Below are 18501 nucleotides of genomic sequence, written 5' to 3'. Positions count from 1 at the left end.
TCGGTAAAGTCGGCTTCATGACCGTTGTGACGATCGAGAAGGCCCGCGACCAGCTTGACCACCTCGTCGCCCGAGCCGAAGCCGGGGAGGAGATCATCATCGCACGCGCTGATATCCCAGCGGTGCGGCTCGAGGTCGTGGCCATGCCGCTGGATCCCCCGCCCATTCGAACCCCAGGCAAGTGGAGGGGACGGTTTGTCGTACCCGACGACTTTTTCGATCCGCTGAACGAGGCAGAACTGCGTCCTTGGGAGGACGGTCCGATCGATCCGACTGATCCTGCGTGAAGCTTTTGCTCGATACCCATGCGCTCGCTTGGTGGGTTTTGGACGCTGCCGAATTGTCTGTGGTGGCGCGTGCAGCCATCTCATCCTCGGAACAGGTGATGGTCAGCGCCGTGAGTGCGTTCGAAATGGCCAACAAGAACCGGCTGGGTAAGTGGCCCGGAATAGAGGACTTTATCTCCACATTCGAACCGGCGATGCAGCGCGAGAACTTTGCCGTTCTTGCGCTGACCTGTCGCCAGGCCATCGAGGCGGGCATGTTGGCCAGCCATCACCGAGATCCCTTTGACCGGCTGCTCGCTGCCCAGGCACTCTCCGCGAACCTTGTTCTGGTCACCCGCGATCCGGTCTTTGCCGATTTTGGCGTCGAAACGCTGTGGTAGCTATTCCGCCGCCTGCTGCTTCTCGACGGTAGGGCGACGTTCCAGCAGCTCCTTGAGGAACTGGCCGGTCCAGGAGCGCTCGACCTTGGCGATCTGCTCGGGCGTGCCGGTGGCCACGATCTCGCCGCCGCCGTCGCCGCCCTCGGGGCCGATGTCGACCACCCAGTCGGCGGTCTTGATGACCTCGAGATTGTGCTCGATCACCACGACGCTGTTGCCTTGGTCGACCAGCTCGTGGAGCACCTCGAGCAGCTTGGCGACGTCGTGGAAGTGCAGGCCGGTCGTCGGCTCGTCGAGGATGTAGAGCGTCTTGCCCGTCGCCTTGCGCGACAGCTCCTTGGCGAGTTTCACACGCTGGGCCTCGCCGCCGGAGAGCGTCGTCGCCTGCTGGCCGACCTTGATGTAGCCGAGGCCGACGTCGAGCAGCGAGCGCAGCTTGTCGCGCACGGCCGGGACGGCGGCGAAGAAGTCGACGCCTTCCTCGACCGTCATGTCCAGCACGTCGGCGATCGACTTCTCCTTGAAGGTGACGTCGAGCGTCTCGCGGTTGTAGCGCTTGCCGTGGCAGACGTCGCAGGTGACGTAGACGTCCGGCAGGAAGTGCATCTCGATCTTGATGACGCCGTCGCCCTGGCACGCTTCGCAGCGGCCACCCTTGACGTTGAAGGAGAAGCGCCCGGGCATGTACCCGCGTGCCTTGGACTCCGGCAGTCCCGCGAACCAGTCGCGGATCGGGGTGAAGGCGCCGGTATAGGTGGCAGGGTTTGAACGCGGCGTGCGGCCGATCGGCGACTGGTCGATGTCGATGACCTTGTCGAGCAGTTCCAGCCCGTCGATGCGCTCGTGCGGGGCGGGCACGTCGCGCGCATTGCCGATGCGCCGCGCCGCCGCCTTGAACAGCGTCTCGATGAGGAACGTCGACTTGCCGCCGCCGGAAACGCCCGTCACGGCGGTGAAGAGGCCGAGCGGCACCTCGGCCGTGACGTTCTTCAGATTGTTGCCGGTGGCGCCGACGACCTTCAGTCGCTTGCCCTTGACCGGTTTGCGCCGCTTGGCCGGCACGGCGACGCCGAGTTCGCCCGACAGGTACTTGCCGGTGGTCGAGCGCGGGTGCGCCTTGATGTCGTCGGGCGTGCCGTAGGCGATGATCTCGCCACCATGGATGCCGGCGGCCGGGCCGATGTCGACGACGAAATCTGCCTGCAGGATCGCGTCCTCGTCATGCTCGACGACGATCACCGTGTTGCCGATGTCCCTCAGATGCTTCAGCGTGATCAACAGCCGCGCATTGTCGCGCTGGTGCAAGCCGATCGAGGGCTCATCGAGCACGTAGAGTACGCCGGTGAGGCCCGAGCCGATCTGCGACGCCAGTCGGATGCGCTGGCTCTCGCCGCCGGACAGGGTGCCGGACGAGCGCGACAGCGTGAGATAGTCGAGCCCGACATCGTTCAGGAAGCGCAGACGATCGCGAATCTCCTTGAGGATGCGGACGGCGATCTCGTTCTGCTTGTCGTTGAGCTCGGCGGGCAGAGCTTCGAACCAGGTCAGTGCATTGCGGATCGACAGTTCGGTGACCTCGCCGACGTGCTTACCGGCGATCTTCACCGCCAGCGCCTCGGGCTTCAGCCGGTAGCCCTTGCAGGCCGGGCAAGGCGTCGCCGACATGAAGCGCTCGATCTCCTCGCGCATCCAGGCCGAGTCCGTCTCCTTCCACCGCCGCTCGAGGTTCGGGATCACTCCCTCGAAGGTCTTTGTGGTCTTGTAGGCGCGCAGGCCGTCGCTGTACTTGAACTCGATCTTTGTGTTGCCGGTACCTTGCAGGATCGCATACTGCCCCTCGAAAGGAATGTCGGACCAGACGTCGGTGAGCTTGAACTTGAACTGGCGGCCGAGGCCTTCCAGCGTCTGCGCGTAATAAGGAGAGGTCGACTTCGCCCATGGTGCCACCGCGCCTTGCTTCAGCGTCAGACCCTCATGCGGCACGATCAGCTTCGGGTCGATCGAGTTCTGCGAGCCGAGGCCGTCGCATTTCGGGCAAGCGCCGAATGGGTTGTTGAACGAGAACAGCCGCGGCTCGATCTCGGAAATGGTAAAACCGGAGACGGGGCAGGCGAACTTTTCCGAGAACAGCAGCTGCTTCGGCTTGCCATTCTCGTCAAGGCCTTCGGCGAACTCGGCGACCGCGATGCCGTCGGCGAGGCGGAGCGCCGTCTCCAGCGAATCCGCCAGCCGCGCGCCGATGTCGCCGCGCACGACGATGCGGTCGACCACGACGTCGATGTCGTGCTTGAACTTCTTGTCGAGCTCCGGCGCATCGGCGATGTCGTAGAACTCGCCATTGATGCGGACGCGCTGAAAGCCCTTCTTCTGGAGTTCGACCAGCTCCTTCTTGAACTCGCCCTTGCGGCCGCGCACCATCGGCGCCAGCAGATAAAGCCGCGTGCCTTCCTCCTGCGCCAACACGCGATCGACCATCTGGCTGACCGTCTGGCTCTCGATCGGCAGGCCGGTGGCCGGGGAGTAGGGCACGCCGACCCGGGCAAACAGCAGGCGGAGATAGTCGTAGATCTCGGTGACCGTGCCGACGGTCGAGCGCGGGTTCTTCGACGTCGTCTTCTGCTCGATCGAGATCGCCGGCGACAGGCCGTCGATCTGGTCGACGTCCGGCTTCTGCATCATCTCGAGGAACTGCCGGGCATAGGCCGACAGGCTCTCGACGTAGCGTCGCTGTCCTTCCGCATAGATCGTGTCGAACGCCAGCGACGACTTGCCCGAGCCGGACAGGCCGGTCATCACGATCAGCTTGTCACGGGGAATGTCGATGTCGACGTTCTTTAGATTGTGCTCGCGGGCGCCGCGAATGGAGATCATTTTCAGTTCGGGCATCGTCCGCCGCTCGGTATCGGGAAAGGGCGGGCGTCTCTGCCGCACTGCGGCACGCCCATTGGCTTAAATAAAATCTATCTTCCCGATGTCGAGAAGCGGCCGCAAGGAATCGACATGATCCCGCAAAAGCACCTTGTCACGAGAACATAGTACGAACATAAAACCAATGGGAAGCCCGGTTACCGTGCCGGGCCTGTGGAAAGTTGCTGCCGGGGCGGACGAGATGCGGGCGAATGCTCTATCGTGCGCACAAGCCGCGCACCGGCGGCATAGATTTGGACGGAGACGAACGTCATGGCGGGTAGCGTCAACAAGGTAATCCTGGTCGGCAATCTCGGCGCCGATCCTGAAATTCGGCGGCTGAACTCGGGCGATTCCGTCGTCAACATGCGTATCGCGACATCCGAGACCTGGCGCGACAAGTCCTCGGGCGAGCGCAAGGAGAAGACCGAATGGCACAACGTGGTGATCTTCAACGAGAACCTCGTGAAGGTCGCCGAGCAGTATCTGAAGAAGGGCTCGACCGTCTACATCGAGGGCCAGCTGCAGACCCGCTCGTGGGAAGACCAGGCCGGCGTCAAGAAGTTCACCACCGAGGTCGTGCTCCAGCGCTTCCGCGGCGAGCTGCAGATGCTCGGCGGTCGCGGTGACAATAGCGGCGGTGGTGGCGGTGGCGGCGGCGATGACTACGATCGCGGCGGTGGCAGTGGCGGCGGCGGCGGCGGCGGCGGCGGCCGAGGCTCTTCGGGCCGTGGCGGCGGCGGTGGTTACGACCGCGGTGGGCAGGACGACCGTGGCGGTTCGGATCGTGGCGGCGGCGGCGGCGGCTCCTCGCGAGACCTCGACGACGAAATTCCGTTCTGACAACCGCGATGCTGGATTTCTGCCGATCCCAGCGCTGAAGTGCTGGGATCGCAGTATCCAATCCCGAGACGGTCAGCGGCGAGTTCGTTGGCCTATAGGCTGCGCGGTGCAAACTGCGCACATCCCTGGACGCGACAATTCGCTTTGACAGGACAAGATCGCCCTAACGCAGCTCGCGGTCGAAGAACGCGAGCATCTCCTGCCAGCCATGGTCCGCCGCCGCCCGATCGAAGACCGGAAAGTCGGGCTTCATCCACCCGTGGGCGGCAGGATAGGTCTCGGCTCGAAAGGGCACGTCAGCGTCACGCAGCGCGTTCTCCAGCCGCTCGGCCATCTCCGTCGGGTAGCTGGTATCGCGCGTCGCAGCCGCGACGTAGAGTTTTGCCTTCAGTCGGAATGCAAACGTATGTGGGCTGTCCGGTGCGTCGGTCGCGAGGTTGCCGCCATGGAAGCTCGCGACGGCGGTGAACCGGTCCGGATAGGTCCCGGCGGCGGCAATCGCCATGCCGCCTCCCATGCAGAAGCCGACGGCGCCGACGTGCCTGCCTTCCACGTCTAGACGGGTATCGAGAAAGGCGAGGAGCGCGCGCGTATCCTGCGCCGCCCTTGCGTTTCCGGTCGTCGCCATCAGGGGGCCGAGCACCGCCATGAAGTCGCCCTTCAGCACCTCCACCGGATCGAAGGGGCCGTAGGGTCCGTAGCGGTAGAAGAGGTCGGGCAGCAGCACGAGGTAGCCGGCGTCCGCCAGCCGCTGCGCCATCCCAAACACCGCCGGACGGATGCCGCCCGCATCCATGAAGAAGACGATCGCGGGATGGACGCCGCCTCCTTCAGGCGTGAAGACGTAGGTTGGGCAGCGACCGTCTTCGGTAGTGATCGTCATCTCTTCGCGCGGCATAGTTCGTCAACCTTCAGTGGGAAAGGCGTATCGAGCCAACCGAACATGAACCACGCTACCGTCCAGCGGCTGGCTTTTGCATACGTACATATATATCTGATAGGCGACGGATGCGTCGGAGGCAAGCGTGCATGAGCGATGGTCGGAAGGTGCTGTCGACGCCGGGGCATCTGATCAGCCTCGTGTCCCGCGGATTCACGCGTTTGAGCGACGCCCGGCTGAAGCCCCTCGGCTTCGGCATCGGCCACCTGCCGGTCCTGGTGGCGCTGCGGGACGGAGAGGCCAGCACGCAGCGCGACCTTGCGCGCTTTGCGCGGACCGAGCAGCCGCCGATGGCGCAGATGCTGGTCCGCATGGAAAGGGACGGTCTGATCAGCCGCACACCCGACCCGACGGACGGCCGCAGCCAGAAGATCGTTCTGACGGAGGCAGCGCTCGCACGCCTGCCGGAAGCGATCGCAGTCCTGTTCCGGGGCAATCGTGAGGCCTTGGACGGTTTCTCGGCGGCGGAGGAAGAGCAGTTCGTCGATATGCTCGGCCGCCTGCTGGTGAACCTCGATCGCCTGACAGCCGTCCGGGCCGGAGAGGAATGGTCCTGAGAGGACGAAAGAAGGCTCTGAGTTCGTGCGCCAGGACCTCGGGCTGTTCCAGTGCCGCGAAGCGACCTCCGGCTGCCATCTCCGTCCAGCATGTGACGCCGAATGCCCGTTCGGCCCAGGAACGGGGAGGGGTCGGGAGGTCCCGGGGGAGATCTGCCATTCCAGGTGCACGCGGCATTCGGAAGCGAAGTTTCCGAATGCAGTCGGCGGCTGCGAGCCGAACCAGGTGACGGTCTTCGTTTCCAATATTTCCGCCCCTTAGAGCCAACGTAGCGACGAACGCGGGGGCGATGGACTTCAGAGGCGAGCCGCGGTGTTCGGTGCATGCGTTCGCTGGGAGTCCTGCGCGTGCCGGGTCCGAAGGACGTCGGCGACGAAGTTGCGCGACAGGCTGTGATACAGCGCCTCGCCCGAAACGAGCCGCGCCGTGCCGAACCCGAGAAGCGATGCGAGCATTAGCGGGATGATGTTGTCGTGGTTGCCGGTCATCTCGAGGATGATCACGAAAGCCGTCATCGGAGCCTGGACGACCCCGGCGAAATAGCCGGCCATGCCGAGCGTCGCCGCAAGGCCCGAGCCGGTGCCGAAGAGCAGGCCGATGGTCGAGCCGAGGCCGGCGCCAACCGCCAGCGACGGGGCGAAGATCCCGCCGGGGATGCCTGACACCATCGAGACCAGGCTGGCAGCAAATTTCTCGGCAAAGAACCATGTCGGCAGAGGTGATCCTTCGATGGCACTCCTCGCCTGCTCGTAGCCCGTGCCGTAGGTGGCGCCGTTGGACAGGATCCCGATCAGGGCGACCACGATGCCGCATAGAGCCGCGGCGGGCACCGCGCGGCGACGCGGCGCCGTCACCGACCACCGCTTGATCCGGCGCAGCAAGCGGAGCGCCGCGGCACTGAAGACGGCCCCAAGGGCTCCGCTGACGATCCCGCAGGCAAAAACCAGGGTCCATTGCATCGGGGTGGCGGCGACAGCCTCGCTCTCACCGAAGTAGGTGTAGTTGCCGGTCAGCCCGACCGAGGCCAGGCCCGCGAGCACCACGGCGGACAAAACCAGGCCATTGGTGCGCGCCTCGTAGGCCCGGCCCATCTCCTCGATGGCGAAGACGATCCCGGCCAGCGGCGTGTTGAAGGCTGCCGCGATCCCGGCGGCCGATCCTGCCAGGATGAGCCCGCGGGCCTGCGCCATGCCGCCCAGGCGCCCGGCCGCGAGCATGATCGCGGCGCCCACTTGCACCGTCGGTCCCTCCCTGCCGATCGAGGCACCCGACAGGAGGCCGAGCAACGTCAGCAGGATCTTGCCGGCGGCGATCCGGAGCGACAGGAGAAGGCCCCGGTCAGCGTCCTCCGACAGATGACGTGCCGCGATCGCCTGGGGAATTCCGCTGCCCTGCGCGTTCGGGAAAAAAGTGAGGGCGAGATAGGCCGACAGGGCAAAGCCCGCTGGCGGCAACAGCAGCATTACGGGGAGGCCGAACCCGCTCGTCGAGCGGAGCGACGCAAAAGCCTGCTGCGCCTCGTCCGCCAGGAAGGCGAAGGCGACGCTGACGATGCCGATCGCGAGAGCCCCCGCCCAGAAGACCAGCCGGGGACGCCATGACTTCGGCGACGCCCAGACCGTTCGCGAACGGCGGAGCATCCGGGTATTGCGGAGGCGGGTTCGGGTGCCGGAGAGGGTGGGCTTTTGCATCCGGTTCATTCCAAAGGGGCCAGCGCCCCGCCGATTAACGGTCGCCCGCCTGGAACGAGGCAGCCCTGTCAGCGTCTCGCATGAGAGTGCACCACCTAACACGCAGGGTTCGCGAGGACGATCCCTCCCGCCGGAAGGACAATCCCCCATGTCAGATGTCACGACCTCACCGTTTACGCGAAACGCCGGCCCGCGACCGTCGGGAGCATCGCAATGACGTCACGCGTGCTCTGGCGGCTTCGACAGCTCACCCGCCGTATCTGGTTCCGGGCGACCTTGTTCTCGCTGGCCGCGGTGGGAACGGCCTTGGTCGCGGTCGTCGTGAGCCCGTATATCCCGAGCGATCTCCCCACCCAGATCGGCGCCAATGCCGTCGACAACATCCTCGGCATTATCGCCTCGTCCATGCTGACCGTCACGACCTTCTCGTTGTCGACCATGGTCGGTGCCTACTCGGCTGCGACGAGCAATGTCACACCGCGGGCGACGAAGCTGGTGATGGAGGACACCACCACCCAGAACGTCCTTGCGACCTTCATCGGGTCCTTCCTGTTCAGCCTCGTCGGGATCATCGCCCTCTCCACCGGGCTCTACGGGGAAAGCGGACGGGTCGTGCTGTTCGGGGTGACGATCCTGATGAACGTTTTCATCGTGGCGACGTTGCTGCGCTGGATCGACCACCTCTCGCGCCTCGGCCGCGTCACCGAGACGACGCAACGGGTCGAAGAGGCTGCTGCCTCCGCGCTGCGCGATCGGCACCGAAATCCTTTCCTCGGCGGACAGGCGCTGGTCGATCCCGCCGCCCAGATCCCGACGGACGCGCTTTCGGTCTCGACGTCGAAAATCGGCTACCTGCAGCACGTCGACGTGGACGATCTCTCGACACTCGCGGGCGACGCGGGGCGTATCTATGTGCGGGCCGTTCCAGGTGACTTCGTCGACCCGACGATGCCGATCGCACAGTTTACGGGATTAGGTGGTGACGATATCGCCGATCGGATCCGCGGTTGCTTCACGATCGGAGATGTCCGCTCCTTCGACCAGGATCCCCGCTTCGGCGTTTCGGTGCTGGCCGAAATCGCCAGCCGCGCTCTCTCGCCGGCGACCAACGACCTAGGGACCGCCATCGACGTTATCGGCCGAAGCGTCCGCGTCCTCGCTGTCCTCGCGGAGCCCATCGAGGAAGATTCGAAGGTGGAGCACCCAGGAGTCTTCGTTCCTGGATTGGACGTCGGCGATCTCTTCGACGATCTTTACATTCCGATCGCACGGGACGGCGCCACCCTGGTGGAGATCGGCATTCGTTTGCAGAAGGCACTCGCGGCGCTGTCCCGCTTCGATGCCGATGGCTTCGCCGAGCATGCCGCCCTTCACTCCCGGCAGTCACGCGAGAGGTTCGAGACCGGTCTCGCTCTCGAAAGCGATAAGGCCGCGGTCCGCGAGGCCGCCAAGTCATTGAGAAGCGCCCCATAGGCTCTTCGGCATCGATCTTGTCTGAAATGGTGCAGGACCAGCCGACGCTCTCGCGAGGACAGCGCATCCACCGCGCGCCGAGGGCCATTTAGAAAAATCGTGACGGCGGCGGCTCGAGCGGCTGGGGGAAGCCGACTGTCCACTGCTTTACATTCGGGTCGTTTGCGCTGATCGTCTTTCGACCATCTCGAAGCCGACAGGGCCCATGATACCGACACATACCGTCTGCATCCCACCCCTCGCATACCGGTTCTGAAGCCTGTCGGTCCGGTGATGCGGAGGGGAGGGAACGGCAGGTTCCCGACCCGGGCAGTCCTCCGAGCGCGGGACGCTGCGTCCGGGTGCTGCCGCGCAGCAGGTGACTGCAGCTGCGACCCCTCTGCCACAGGATGATCGCATTCAATCGCCACAGGCTTGCCGCAACGGGTAACGATGCCTTTGAGGGAGGGTCTGATCGTTCCCACCGTCGTCGTCTGTTCCGGCAGGTGGTCGTGTCGCCCCGAAAGATCTTGCCCATGCAGCGTGCCGCTGAAACTCCGTCGATCCGTCGTCCCAGATTCCTGCTGATCGTCGGGCTTGCCCTTGCCGCGAGCTTTTCGAGCTGTGCGTCCCGCCCTTATGCGACCTTGCAGCCGGTGGCCGCGACGGTTCCGGGGGCCCATGTCGTCGACATGCTGGTGGCCACGACGCGCGCCCGCTCCGACGTGCCGGGCGTGGTGTTCTCAGGCGAGCGGGGCGCGGGCCTCACCATGGAGAACATCGTCGTCTCCATTCCGCCGGACAGCGTCCGCAAGCCCGGCGCGGTGATCTATCCCAAGCGCAACCCGGGCAATCCCGCCACCGAGTTCGTGGCGCTGAAGGTCGAGCCGCTCGACAAGGCGGGGTCGGTCGACTGGTTTCGCCGCATTGCCGGGCCAAAAGGCCGACTGCTGATCTTCGTGCATGGCTTCAACTCGACCTACGAGGAAGCGGTCATGCGCTTCGCCCAGATCAGCCACGACACCCGCGTCAACGCCGCGCCCGTGCTGTTCACCTGGCCGTCGAAGGGCAGCATCTTCGGCTACCTGTACGACCGCGAAAGCGCGAATTACTCGCGCCGTGCCCTCGAATCACTGATCGAGCAGGCAGGCAACGATCCCCGTGTCGGGGAAATCACCATCATGGCCCATTCGATGGGCAGCTGGCTGGCGATGGAGGCCTTGCAGCAGGTAGCGATCCGCCAGGGCAAGCTGCCGGAAAAGCTGCGCAACATCGTCCTCGCCTCGCCCGATCTCGACGTCGACGTCTTCCGCGAGCAGCTCGACGAGATCGGCCCGCAACAGGCGCGGATCACCATCTTCACCTCGCAAGACGATCGGGCGCTTCTCGTCTCTCGGCGGTTGGCGGGCGGCGTCCAGCGCCTGGGATCGGTGGACCTCACGCAGCCCGACGTGCAGGCGGCCTTCGACAAGCGCGGCATCGACGTCGTGGACCTGACGCAGGTCCGGGCCGGCGACAGCCTCAACCACACCAAATTCGCCGAGAGCGCCGATGTTGTGCAGGCCATCGGGGCGCGGCTGATCGCCGGCGACAAGGTGTCGGATACGCGCCTCAGCCTTGCCGACACGATCGGGGCCACCGCCATCGGCACGGCGCAGGGCGTCGGCTCCGCCATCGGCGCGGCGGTTAGCGTGCCCGGCGCGATCGTCAGCCGGGACGAGCGCGAGCGCCTGGGAACCCGGCTGGAGGATGTCGGCCGCAATCTCGGCGGCTCCCTGCAGACCGTCACCGGCAACTGAGTCCTAGATTCAAAGACAAAGAGCGTTCTTTGTGCGTCCTTACGGACGCGCGGCGCCCCAAGTCTCGCTTATCGACCCAAGTCTCGCCTATCGACCAAGGCCACGACAGGTTGCGTCGATGACCGTTTCGAGCTGGCGTCCGAGCTGGGCGAGCGGGACCGAGACCACGGTTTCCTGCAGTCCGATCGAGACGATGCCGTGCACCATCGAGAACATCGACAGCGCGAGTTCGGCGGTGGCGTCCTCGGACCAGGACGGCAGCAGCGCGCGGAGCGGGACGATGATGCGTGCGACAAGGGCGAGGTGCTCGGCGCGGTGCCATTCGGGCGCGGCCTTGCCGGAGACCGCGGCGCGCTCGAACAGCGCGGCCCAGGCATGGCGGCGGGTGTGGGCGAAGTCGAGGTACCCGTGCGCCAGCGACACGAGCACGCCCGTCGGCGTCACCGAACCAAGGGACAGCGCGCTCCGACCCAGATGGACATCGAGTTCGGCGATGGTACGCGAATTGACGGCGACCATCACCGCATCGATGTCCTCGAAGAACGTATAGACCTGCCCGAGCGAGCAGCCGGCGACCCGCGCGACATCCTTCACGCGCAGCAAGGACATCCCGCCGTTTTCGACAGCCTGAACCGCCGCATCGACGAGCCTGACCCGCAGCACCTCGCGTTTTTCCGCGACCGTCATGCCATACCCTGGTTTTTTGAACGACGTTCAATTTTGCGCTTGCACGCACTGGCGCTTCGTATAGATATGAGCAATGTTCAATAATGAACCGTGCTCAAAGATGGATAGCACCCATGATCAGCGCCATCAAGTCCGCGCTTTCGACCCAGCCCTATGACGACCTTGCCTCGATCGAGGTGGCGTCAGGGAGCCAGCCGGCGGTTCCCCAGCCGATACCGGGCTCGCTGCTCGGCTCGCGGCGGTTCCTGCCGCTCTTCGTCACGCAGCTACTCTCGGCGTTCACCGACAACTTCCTGAAGAACGCCGTCGTGCTGCTGATCCTGTTCGGCCTGGCGGGAGAGGGCGGTGCTGCGCTGGTGCCGCTCGCCGGCGCGGTGTTCATCCTGCCCTTCGTGCTGTTGTCGGCGCTGGGCGGGCAGATCGCCGACCGGAACGACAAGGCGCTGGTCGCCCGCCACCTGAAGCTTGCCGAAATCGGGGCTGCGGCGGTTGCCGTCGCCGGGCTCTATCTGATCTCGCTGCCGCTGATGTTCGGGGCGCTCTTCGCGTTCGGCGTCGTCTCGGCGATGTTCGGTCCGGTCAAATACGGCATCCTTCCCGATCACCTCAGCCCCGAGGACCTGCCCCGCGCCAATGCCTGGATCGAGGGCGCGACCTTCTTCGCGATCCTGACGGGCACCGTCGGCGCAGGCCTCCTGTCGGGAACAGAAGCGGCGCGTAGCCTCGTCGGGCCGGCCATCGGCGTCCTCGCCATCGCCTGTTGGGCGTGCAGCTTCGCCATCCCGCGCACCGGCGCTGGCGACCTAACGGCGCGGCTCGACCCCAACATCTTCCGCTCGACCTGGCATGAGGTCGCGGCGCTCCGGCTCGACAACCGGCTGTTCACCGTCGCCGCGATGCAGGCCTGGTTCTGGACGATCGGCGCGGTCTGCCTCTCCATCCTGCCCGTGCTCGTCCGCGACTCCTTCGGCGGCGAGCAGAGTGCCGTCACGCTTTGCATCGCGACGTTCGCCATAGCGGTCGCAGTCGGCTCGGCGGTCGCTGCTGCCCTCGTCAAGGGGCGGGTGGTGCTGCTTCCCGTGCCGCTCGGCGCGCTCCTGATGGCCGGTTTCTCGGCCGATCTCGCCTGGTCCACCTGGTTCATGGACGGCACAGCCGCCCCGGGACTGCTGGCGGGCGCCGGTGGCCTGCGATCGCTCGTCGATCTCGCCGGCATCGCCTTCTCCGGCGCGCTGGTCGCCGTTCCGTCGGCGGCCGCTCTGCAGGCCTGGTCGGACAGCCGTCGCCGGGCGCGCACCGTGGCGGGCTCCAACATCCTCTCCGCCGTCGGAATGGCACTGGCGGGCATCGCCGTCGCGGCCGGCCAGGCAGCGGGCCTGTCGGTTCCCGCCATCCTCGCCATCCTCGCGGTGCTCAATCTCGCCGCGGCTGTGCTGATGTTCATCAAGCTGCCGACGAAGCCGCTCTATGATGTGGCCTCGATGTACTTCCGCGTCTTCCACCGCATGGAAGTGCGCGGCCTCGACAACGTCGCCAAGGCGGGCAACCGCATGATCCTCGCGCCCAACCACACCTCGTTCCTCGACGGACCGCTGGCGCTTGCGCTGACCGATCTGAACCCGGTCTTCGCCGTCAACACCGAGATCGCCCAACGCTGGTGGGCAAAGCCGTTCCTCAATGCCACCCGCGCTCTGCCGATGGACCCGACGAAGCCGATGGGGACGCGCACGCTGGTGCGGACCATCCAGGGCGACGATCCGGTCGTGATCTTTCCCGAGGGCCGGATCTCGGTCACCGGCAGCCTGATGAAGGTCTATGACGGTGCGGCGATGGTGGCCGACAAGACCGGCGCGAGCGTCGTCCCCGTGCGGATCGACGGGTTGGAGCGCTCGCCTTTCTCGCGGATGAAGGACACCCAGGTGCGGCGCCAGCTCTTTCCTAAGGTGGTCGTCACGGTCGGCGAGCCGCAGACGATCAGCGTGGACCCGGCCCTGCGCGGTGCCCGCCGCCGCGCCAGTGCCGGCGCGGCGCTCTACGAGCTGATGTCGCGGACGGTCGTCGATTCCTCCGACACCGATCGCACCGTGGCACGCGCCGTGGTGGATGCGGCGCGGAAGTTCGGCATGTCGACGAACGCCGCCGAGGATCCGCGGGCAGGGCGCATGTCCTACGGCAAGCTGCTGGTCTCCTCCGCCGTCCTCGCTCGCAAGCTCGATGCCCTGCTGGGCAAGCAGTCCTCCGTCGGGCTGATGCTGCCGAGCTCGATCGGCGCACTCGTGACCTTCCTGGCGCTGACCCGCTCCGGCAAAGTGCCGGCGATGGTGAACTTCACCGCAGGCGCCGCCAACGTCGCCTCCGGCATGCGGGCTTGCCGGGCCGAGACCATCCTCACCTCGAAGGCCTTCGTCGAGCAAGGCAAGCTGCAGCCGCTGGTCGACGCCCTGTCGGCGGAGTTCAGGATCGTCTGGCTCGAGGACGTCCGGGAGAGCATCGGCTTCCTCGACAAGCTCTCCGGCTTCCTCGGCAGAAAGCGGATCGCCAGCCGGGCAAAGGCTGACGACGGTGCGGTCGTCCTTTTCACCTCGGGATCGGAAGGCAAGCCGAAAGGCGTCGTCCTCAGTCACCGCAACATGCTGGCGAATGCCGCGCAGGCGGCGGCCCGCATCTCGTTCGACCGGTCGGACAAGGTGCTGAACATCCTGCCGATGTTCCACTCCTTCGGCCTCACCGCGGCGACCATCCTGCCGCTGACGCACGGCGTGCCCGTCTACTTCTACCCGTCGCCGCTGCACTACCGGATCGTGCCGGAGATCGCCTACAACTCGAACTCGACCATCATGTTCGGCACCGACACCTTCCTTGCCGGCTATGCCCGCACCGCCAACGCCTATGACTTCCGCTCGATGCGCTACGTCTTCTCCGGTGCCGAGCCGGTGAAGGAGTCCACCCGCAAGGTCTGGTCCGAGAAGTTCGACGTCCGGCTGCTGGAGGGCTACGGCGTCACCGAATGCTCGCCGGTGGTGGCGCTGAACACGCCGCTGTTCAACCGGCCCGGCACGGTCGGCCAGTTGATGCCGGGCATGGAGCATCGTCTCGAGGCCGTCGATGGCGTGGAAACCGGCGGCCGGCTGCACGTCCGCGGACCCAACGTCATGCTGGGCTATCTCCGCGAGGAAAATCCGGGCGTGCTGGAGACCCTCGTCGACGGCTGGCATGATACCGGCGACGTCGTCGACATCGATGCCGAGGGCTTCGTGAAGATCCTCGGCCGCGCCAAGCGCTTCGCCAAGATCGGCGGCGAGATGGTCTCGCTGGCGGCACTCGAGGCCCTCGCGGCGGAGTTCTGGCCCGGGGCCGCGTCGGCGGCCGCCGTGGTGAAGGACGCCAAGAAGGGCGAGGCGATCGTGCTTCTCACCGAGGCCGAGAATGCCGATCGGCTGGAATTCGCCCGCTTCCTGAAGTCACGCAATGCCTCCGACCTGATGGCTCCGTCGAAGGTGGTCGTCGGCAAGATCCCGCTCCTCGGCACCGGCAAGATCGACTTCACCGAGGTGGGACGGCAGGTCGCCGTCTGACGAAAGCGACCGGCGTCCAGACGCCGCGACGAAGAGGGTCTCGGAGCCGCGCTCCCCGCAGCGCGGCTCCGATACTTCACGCCTGGTCGAAGAAATCCACCACCCCCGTGTCGAGGTGATAGTAGGCGCCGACGATCTTGATGCGTCCTTCCTTCAACGGCTTCAGCAGCAAAGGATCGCTCTCCTCCCGCAACGTCCGGACGACGCGGCGGACATTCTGGCGGACCGCGTTCTCCGTCGCGTCGCCTTCCTGCCCCCTGGCTTCCAGCACCGCGGGAATGATCGGCTCGATCATGTTGTCGATCTGTCCGGGAAAGCGGGCGTTCTTCTCAACCACTTCCATCGCCGCCTTCACCGCCCCGCAGCTCTCGTGTCCCATCACGACGACCAGCGGTACGCCAAGCACCGCCACGGCATACTCGATCGAGCCCATCGCGACGGTATCGACGGTATTGCCAGCATTGCGGATGATGAACAGTTCGCCGAGGCCCCGGCCAAACAGCAGTTCCGGCGGTACGCGGCTGTCGGAGCAGGAGACATAGGCACAAAACGGCGCCTGACCCTTCGCAGGCTCCAGGCGGCGGGTTTCGCTGCGGTTCGGGAAAACCAGTTCGTCACGCAGAAAGGCGTCGTTACCGTCCCTGAGAAGCTGCAGCGCCTGCTCTGGGTTGAGTGCGGATTTGCCGTCCTTGACCGGTGCCGGCGGCAGAATGGAAGCGGCATTGCCGGCTTCCCTCGCCTGAAGAGCGGTCGGCAAAGCGACGGCGGAAGCTGCCGTCGCCGTCAGAAATCGGCGTCGTGAAACGGTGCACATCAAGGTTTCTCCAAATGTGACGCAGTCCTGCTGCGTGTGAGAGGTACCCAGCGCGTTTGGTGCGTTTACGAACAGGCCATAAAACTGCACCGAGCGCGCTCGATGCGGTCCGACATGAGAAAGGCTAAGCCTAAATCAGAGGGGCCCGGTCCGCGCGACCAATGTATGTATGAAATCATGACAGAAAAGAGGATCTATATATTTTTATTACGTGCGTCATAGTGCCTTATAAATCTAAAGTTGAACCAGGGTGATTGTGGAAGAGTAAAAGAATACTGATAATCGCCTGATGTTGCATGCGAATTACGGTGAAGGACAGCAAGGTGTCGAGCATTGCAGTCATTGTCGGCGAAGTGATCCCAGCCTTGGCGGCCTGCTCGACAACCTGCAGCCGTCGCAGCGAGCGGCGGCGCGCATTGTCATCGATCTGTGATCTTGCACCCGTAAGCGTCCCTGGAACGGTTCAAAACTGGATGCCGCAGGGCAATCAATTTCGAGCCGTCCCCACCCCGTGTACAGGACCTCGACCATGACCGATTCGACCGTGAAAGGCGTCTTCCGGACCAGCCAGCTGGAAGCGGAGGAGGGCGAAGGCCACAATCCGACGTCGAACCGCACCATGGGCGAGATCATCGCGGTGCGCTTTTCCCGTCGCGACTTCCTGCGCGGTTCGCTGGCCGCCACCGCGATTGCCGCGACGGTGAGCCCGCTGGCGCTGGTCGCTGCCGACGACGCACGTGCCGAGGGCGCCGGGTCCCGCTTCACTTTCAAGGAAGTCGAGGCCGGGATCGACGCGCACCATCACGTCGCCGAGGGCTACGACGCGGATATCCTCCTGCGTTGGGGCGACGGCCTCTTCGCCGATTCGCCGGAGTTCGATCCGACGAAGCAGACGCCGGAAACCCAAGCCCGTCAGTTCGGCTACAACAACGACTATGTCGGCTACATCCCGATCGACGGCTCGTCCGAGCACGGCTATCTCGTGGTGAACCACGAGTACACCAACGAGCACCTGATGTTCCCCGGGATCGTCAAGATCGTCCAGTCGCCGGATGAGAAGAACCCGGGCCAGACGCTTTCGAAGATCGAGATCTCCGACCCCGACCAGAACCGCGTCGATGTCGAGATGGCGGCCCATGGCGGGACGGTGGTCGAGATCCGCAAGGTCGACGGCAAATGGCAGGTCGTCCGGGACGGCGCCAACAACCGGCGCATCATGTCGACGACCGAGATGGCCATCAGCGGTCCGGCCGCCGGCCATGACCGCCTGCAGACATCCGCCGATGCGAGCGGCCGCAAGGTCTTCGGCACGATCAACAACTGCGCCGGCGGCGTGACGCCCTGGGGCACCTACATCATGGCCGAGGAGAACATCCACGGCTACTTCATGGGCTCGTTGCCGGAGGGGCATCCCGAGGCTGCGAACTACAAGCGCCTCGGCATTCCCGAGGGCACATATTCCTGGGGCAAGTTCCACGACCGATTCGACGTCTCGAAGGAGCCGAACGAGCCGAACCGCTTCGGCTGGGTGGTCGAGGTCGACGTCAACGACCCCAACTCCATCCCGAAGAAGCGCACGGCACTCGGCCGCTTCAAGCATGAAGGCGCCGACAACGTCGTCAGCCGCGACGGCCGCGTTGTCTTCTATCTCGGCGACGACGAGCGCTTCGACTACGTCTACAAGTTCGTCACCGCCGGAAAGTACAATCCGGACGATCGCGCTGCGAACATGGATCTCCTCGACGAGGGGACGCTCTACGTCGCGAAGTTCGAGGATGACGGCAAGGTCGCCTGGCTGTCCCTCGTCCATGGCGACGGTCCGCTGACGCCGGCGAACGGCTTCGCCAGCCAGGCCGACGTGCTGATCGAGACCCGCCGTGCCGCCGACCTTCTTGGCGCGACGCCGATGGACCGCCCGGAAGACATCGGCCCGGACGAAAAGACCGGCCGCGTCTACGTGATGCTGACGAACAATACCAAGCGCAAGGATGACCAGGTCGACGCGGCCAATCCCCGCGCCAAGAACGCCTTCGGCCACATCATCGAGATCGCCGAGGAGGGGGGTGACTTCGCGGCCACCACGGGCACGTGGGAGGTTCTCCTGAAGTGCGGCGATCCGTCCGTTGCCGCGGTCGGCGCTACCTTCTCCACCGAGACCACCAAGAACGGCTGGTTCGGCATGCCCGACAATTGCGCGATCGACACCGACGGTCGGCTGTGGGTCTCGACCGACGGCAACTCGCCGAAGGACACCGGACGTGCGGACGGCCTCTGGGCGGTGGATACCGAGGGCGACGCGCGCGGAACCTCGAAGCTGTTCTTCCGCGTGCCGGTGGGCGCGGAAATGTGCGGCCCGCTCCTGCTGCCCGACATGCAGACGGCCTTCGTCGCCGTGCAGCATCCCGGCGACGGAGGCGAGGACTGGGACGGCTTCGGCCGGCTCTCCTACTACGAGGACCTGTCGACCCGCTGGCCGGACTTCAAGGACGACATGCCTGTACGCCCGTCGGTGCTCGCCATCACCCGGCAAGGCGGCGGCAAGATCGCCTGACCTCGACGCCCGAGGCC

General features: G+C 65.4%; 13 protein-coding genes. 8 read left to right on the top strand and 5 right to left on the bottom strand.

Annotated elements, in window-relative coordinates:
• The first annotated feature begins 17 nt into the window (after positions 1-17).
• Both ACZL02_RS06610 and ACZL02_RS06605 read left to right on the top strand, forming a co-directional pair.
• On the top strand, positions 18-287 hold the full coding sequence (locus tag ACZL02_RS06610) for a type II toxin-antitoxin system Phd/YefM family antitoxin (RefSeq protein WP_472937803.1): 270 nt from the start codon (positions 18-20) through the stop codon (positions 285-287).
• Complete coding sequence (locus ACZL02_RS06605) at positions 284-667, top strand: type II toxin-antitoxin system VapC family toxin (protein ID WP_472937802.1); 384 nt, start codon at positions 284-286, stop codon at positions 665-667. Before ACZL02_RS06610 ends, ACZL02_RS06605 begins: the two co-directional genes overlap by 4 nt.
• Here ACZL02_RS06605 and uvrA read toward each other — a convergent pair whose 3' ends face one another.
• The gene (gene uvrA, locus ACZL02_RS06600; RefSeq protein ID WP_472937801.1) at positions 668-3553 is read right to left on the bottom strand and encodes an excinuclease ABC subunit UvrA; all 2886 of its coding nucleotides are present in this window, start codon (positions 3551-3553) and stop codon (positions 668-670) included.
• Between the two features lie 294 nt (positions 3554-3847).
• Here uvrA and ssb point away from each other — a divergent pair, with 294 nt between their 5' ends.
• Positions 3848-4417 carry a single-stranded DNA-binding protein gene (gene ssb, locus ACZL02_RS06595; protein ID WP_472937800.1) on the top strand — a complete coding sequence of 190 codons (570 nt, stop codon included), beginning with the start codon at positions 3848-3850 and terminating at the stop codon, positions 4415-4417.
• Between the two features lie 163 nt (positions 4418-4580).
• Here the strand turns inward: ssb and ACZL02_RS06590 are convergent, their stop codons facing one another.
• A complete protein-coding gene (locus tag ACZL02_RS06590; protein WP_472937799.1) occupies positions 4581-5300 on the bottom strand; it encodes a dienelactone hydrolase family protein in 720 nt (239 codons plus the stop codon).
• Positions 5301-5446: 146 nt separating this feature from the next.
• On the opposite strand from ACZL02_RS06590, the gene ACZL02_RS06585 reads away from it, so the two are divergent.
• Positions 5447-5914 carry a MarR family winged helix-turn-helix transcriptional regulator gene (locus ACZL02_RS06585; protein ID WP_472937798.1) on the top strand — a complete coding sequence of 156 codons (468 nt, stop codon included), beginning with the start codon at positions 5447-5449 and terminating at the stop codon, positions 5912-5914.
• A 297-nt stretch (positions 5915-6211) separates the two neighbouring features.
• Here the strand turns inward: ACZL02_RS06585 and ACZL02_RS06580 are convergent, their stop codons facing one another.
• On the bottom strand, positions 6212-7615 hold the full coding sequence (locus tag ACZL02_RS06580) for a chloride channel protein (RefSeq protein ID WP_472937797.1): 1404 nt from the start codon (positions 7613-7615) through the stop codon (positions 6212-6214).
• Positions 7616-7819: 204 nt separating this feature from the next.
• Here ACZL02_RS06580 and ACZL02_RS06575 point away from each other — a divergent pair, with 204 nt between their 5' ends.
• Together ACZL02_RS06575 and ACZL02_RS06570 are read left to right on the top strand one after the other, a co-directional pair.
• Positions 7820-9079, top strand: coding sequence for a DUF2254 domain-containing protein (locus ACZL02_RS06575; protein ID WP_472937796.1), 1260 nt, complete (start codon positions 7820-7822; stop codon positions 9077-9079).
• Between the two features lie 515 nt (positions 9080-9594).
• Positions 9595-10857: an alpha/beta hydrolase gene (locus ACZL02_RS06570; protein ID WP_472937795.1), complete on the top strand. Its 1263-nt coding sequence runs from the start codon at positions 9595-9597 to the stop codon at positions 10855-10857.
• Between the two features lie 87 nt (positions 10858-10944).
• On the opposite strand, the gene ACZL02_RS06565 is transcribed toward ACZL02_RS06570, so the two are convergent.
• Complete coding sequence (locus tag ACZL02_RS06565) at positions 10945-11544, bottom strand: TetR/AcrR family transcriptional regulator (protein WP_472937794.1); 600 nt, start codon at positions 11542-11544, stop codon at positions 10945-10947.
• 212 nt (positions 11545-11756) lie between these two features.
• Here ACZL02_RS06565 and ACZL02_RS06560 point away from each other — a divergent pair, with 212 nt between their 5' ends.
• Entirely contained in the window at positions 11757-15119 is a 3363-nt protein-coding gene (locus tag ACZL02_RS06560; RefSeq protein WP_472938148.1) for an acyl-[ACP]--phospholipid O-acyltransferase, read from the top strand.
• A gap of 76 nt (positions 15120-15195) precedes the next feature.
• On the opposite strand, the gene ACZL02_RS06555 is transcribed toward ACZL02_RS06560, so the two are convergent.
• The gene (locus tag ACZL02_RS06555) at positions 15196-15933 is read right to left on the bottom strand and encodes a carbonic anhydrase (protein ID WP_472937793.1); all 738 of its coding nucleotides are present in this window, start codon (positions 15931-15933) and stop codon (positions 15196-15198) included.
• A 529-nt stretch (positions 15934-16462) separates the two neighbouring features.
• Here ACZL02_RS06555 and ACZL02_RS06550 point away from each other — a divergent pair.
• On the top strand, positions 16463-18484 hold the full coding sequence (locus ACZL02_RS06550) for a PhoX family protein (protein WP_472937792.1): 2022 nt from the start codon (positions 16463-16465) through the stop codon (positions 18482-18484).
• Positions 18485-18501: the final 17 nt, after the last annotated feature.

This window comes from Mesocryomonas fontinalis (genome assembly GCF_055730125.2).
The sequence above is the reverse complement of the archived record's forward strand: the minus strand, read 5'-3'. Positions and strand labels throughout refer to the sequence as shown.

Coding starts and splice junctions, on each gene's coding strand:
- ACZL02_RS06610 (WP_472937803.1), top strand. CDS start 18: ATGACCGTTGTGACGATCGAGAAGGCCCGCGACCAGCTTGACCACCTC.
- uvrA (WP_472937801.1), bottom strand. CDS start 3,553: ATGCCCGAACTGAAAATGATCTCCATTCGCGGCGCCCGCGAGCACAAT.
- ssb (WP_472937800.1), top strand. CDS start 3,848: ATGGCGGGTAGCGTCAACAAGGTAATCCTGGTCGGCAATCTCGGCGCC.
- ACZL02_RS06590 (WP_472937799.1), bottom strand. CDS start 5,300: ATGACGATCACTACCGAAGACGGTCGCTGCCCAACCTACGTCTTCACG.
- ACZL02_RS06585 (WP_472937798.1), top strand. CDS start 5,447: ATGAGCGATGGTCGGAAGGTGCTGTCGACGCCGGGGCATCTGATCAGC.
- ACZL02_RS06580 (WP_472937797.1), bottom strand. CDS start 7,615: ATGAACCGGATGCAAAAGCCCACCCTCTCCGGCACCCGAACCCGCCTC.
- ACZL02_RS06575 (WP_472937796.1), top strand. CDS start 7,820: ATGACGTCACGCGTGCTCTGGCGGCTTCGACAGCTCACCCGCCGTATC.
- ACZL02_RS06570 (WP_472937795.1), top strand. CDS start 9,595: ATGCAGCGTGCCGCTGAAACTCCGTCGATCCGTCGTCCCAGATTCCTG.
- ACZL02_RS06565 (WP_472937794.1), bottom strand. CDS start 11,544: ATGACGGTCGCGGAAAAACGCGAGGTGCTGCGGGTCAGGCTCGTCGAT.
- ACZL02_RS06555 (WP_472937793.1), bottom strand. CDS start 15,933: ATGTGCACCGTTTCACGACGCCGATTTCTGACGGCGACGGCAGCTTCC.
- ACZL02_RS06550 (WP_472937792.1), top strand. CDS start 16,463: ATGACCGATTCGACCGTGAAAGGCGTCTTCCGGACCAGCCAGCTGGAA.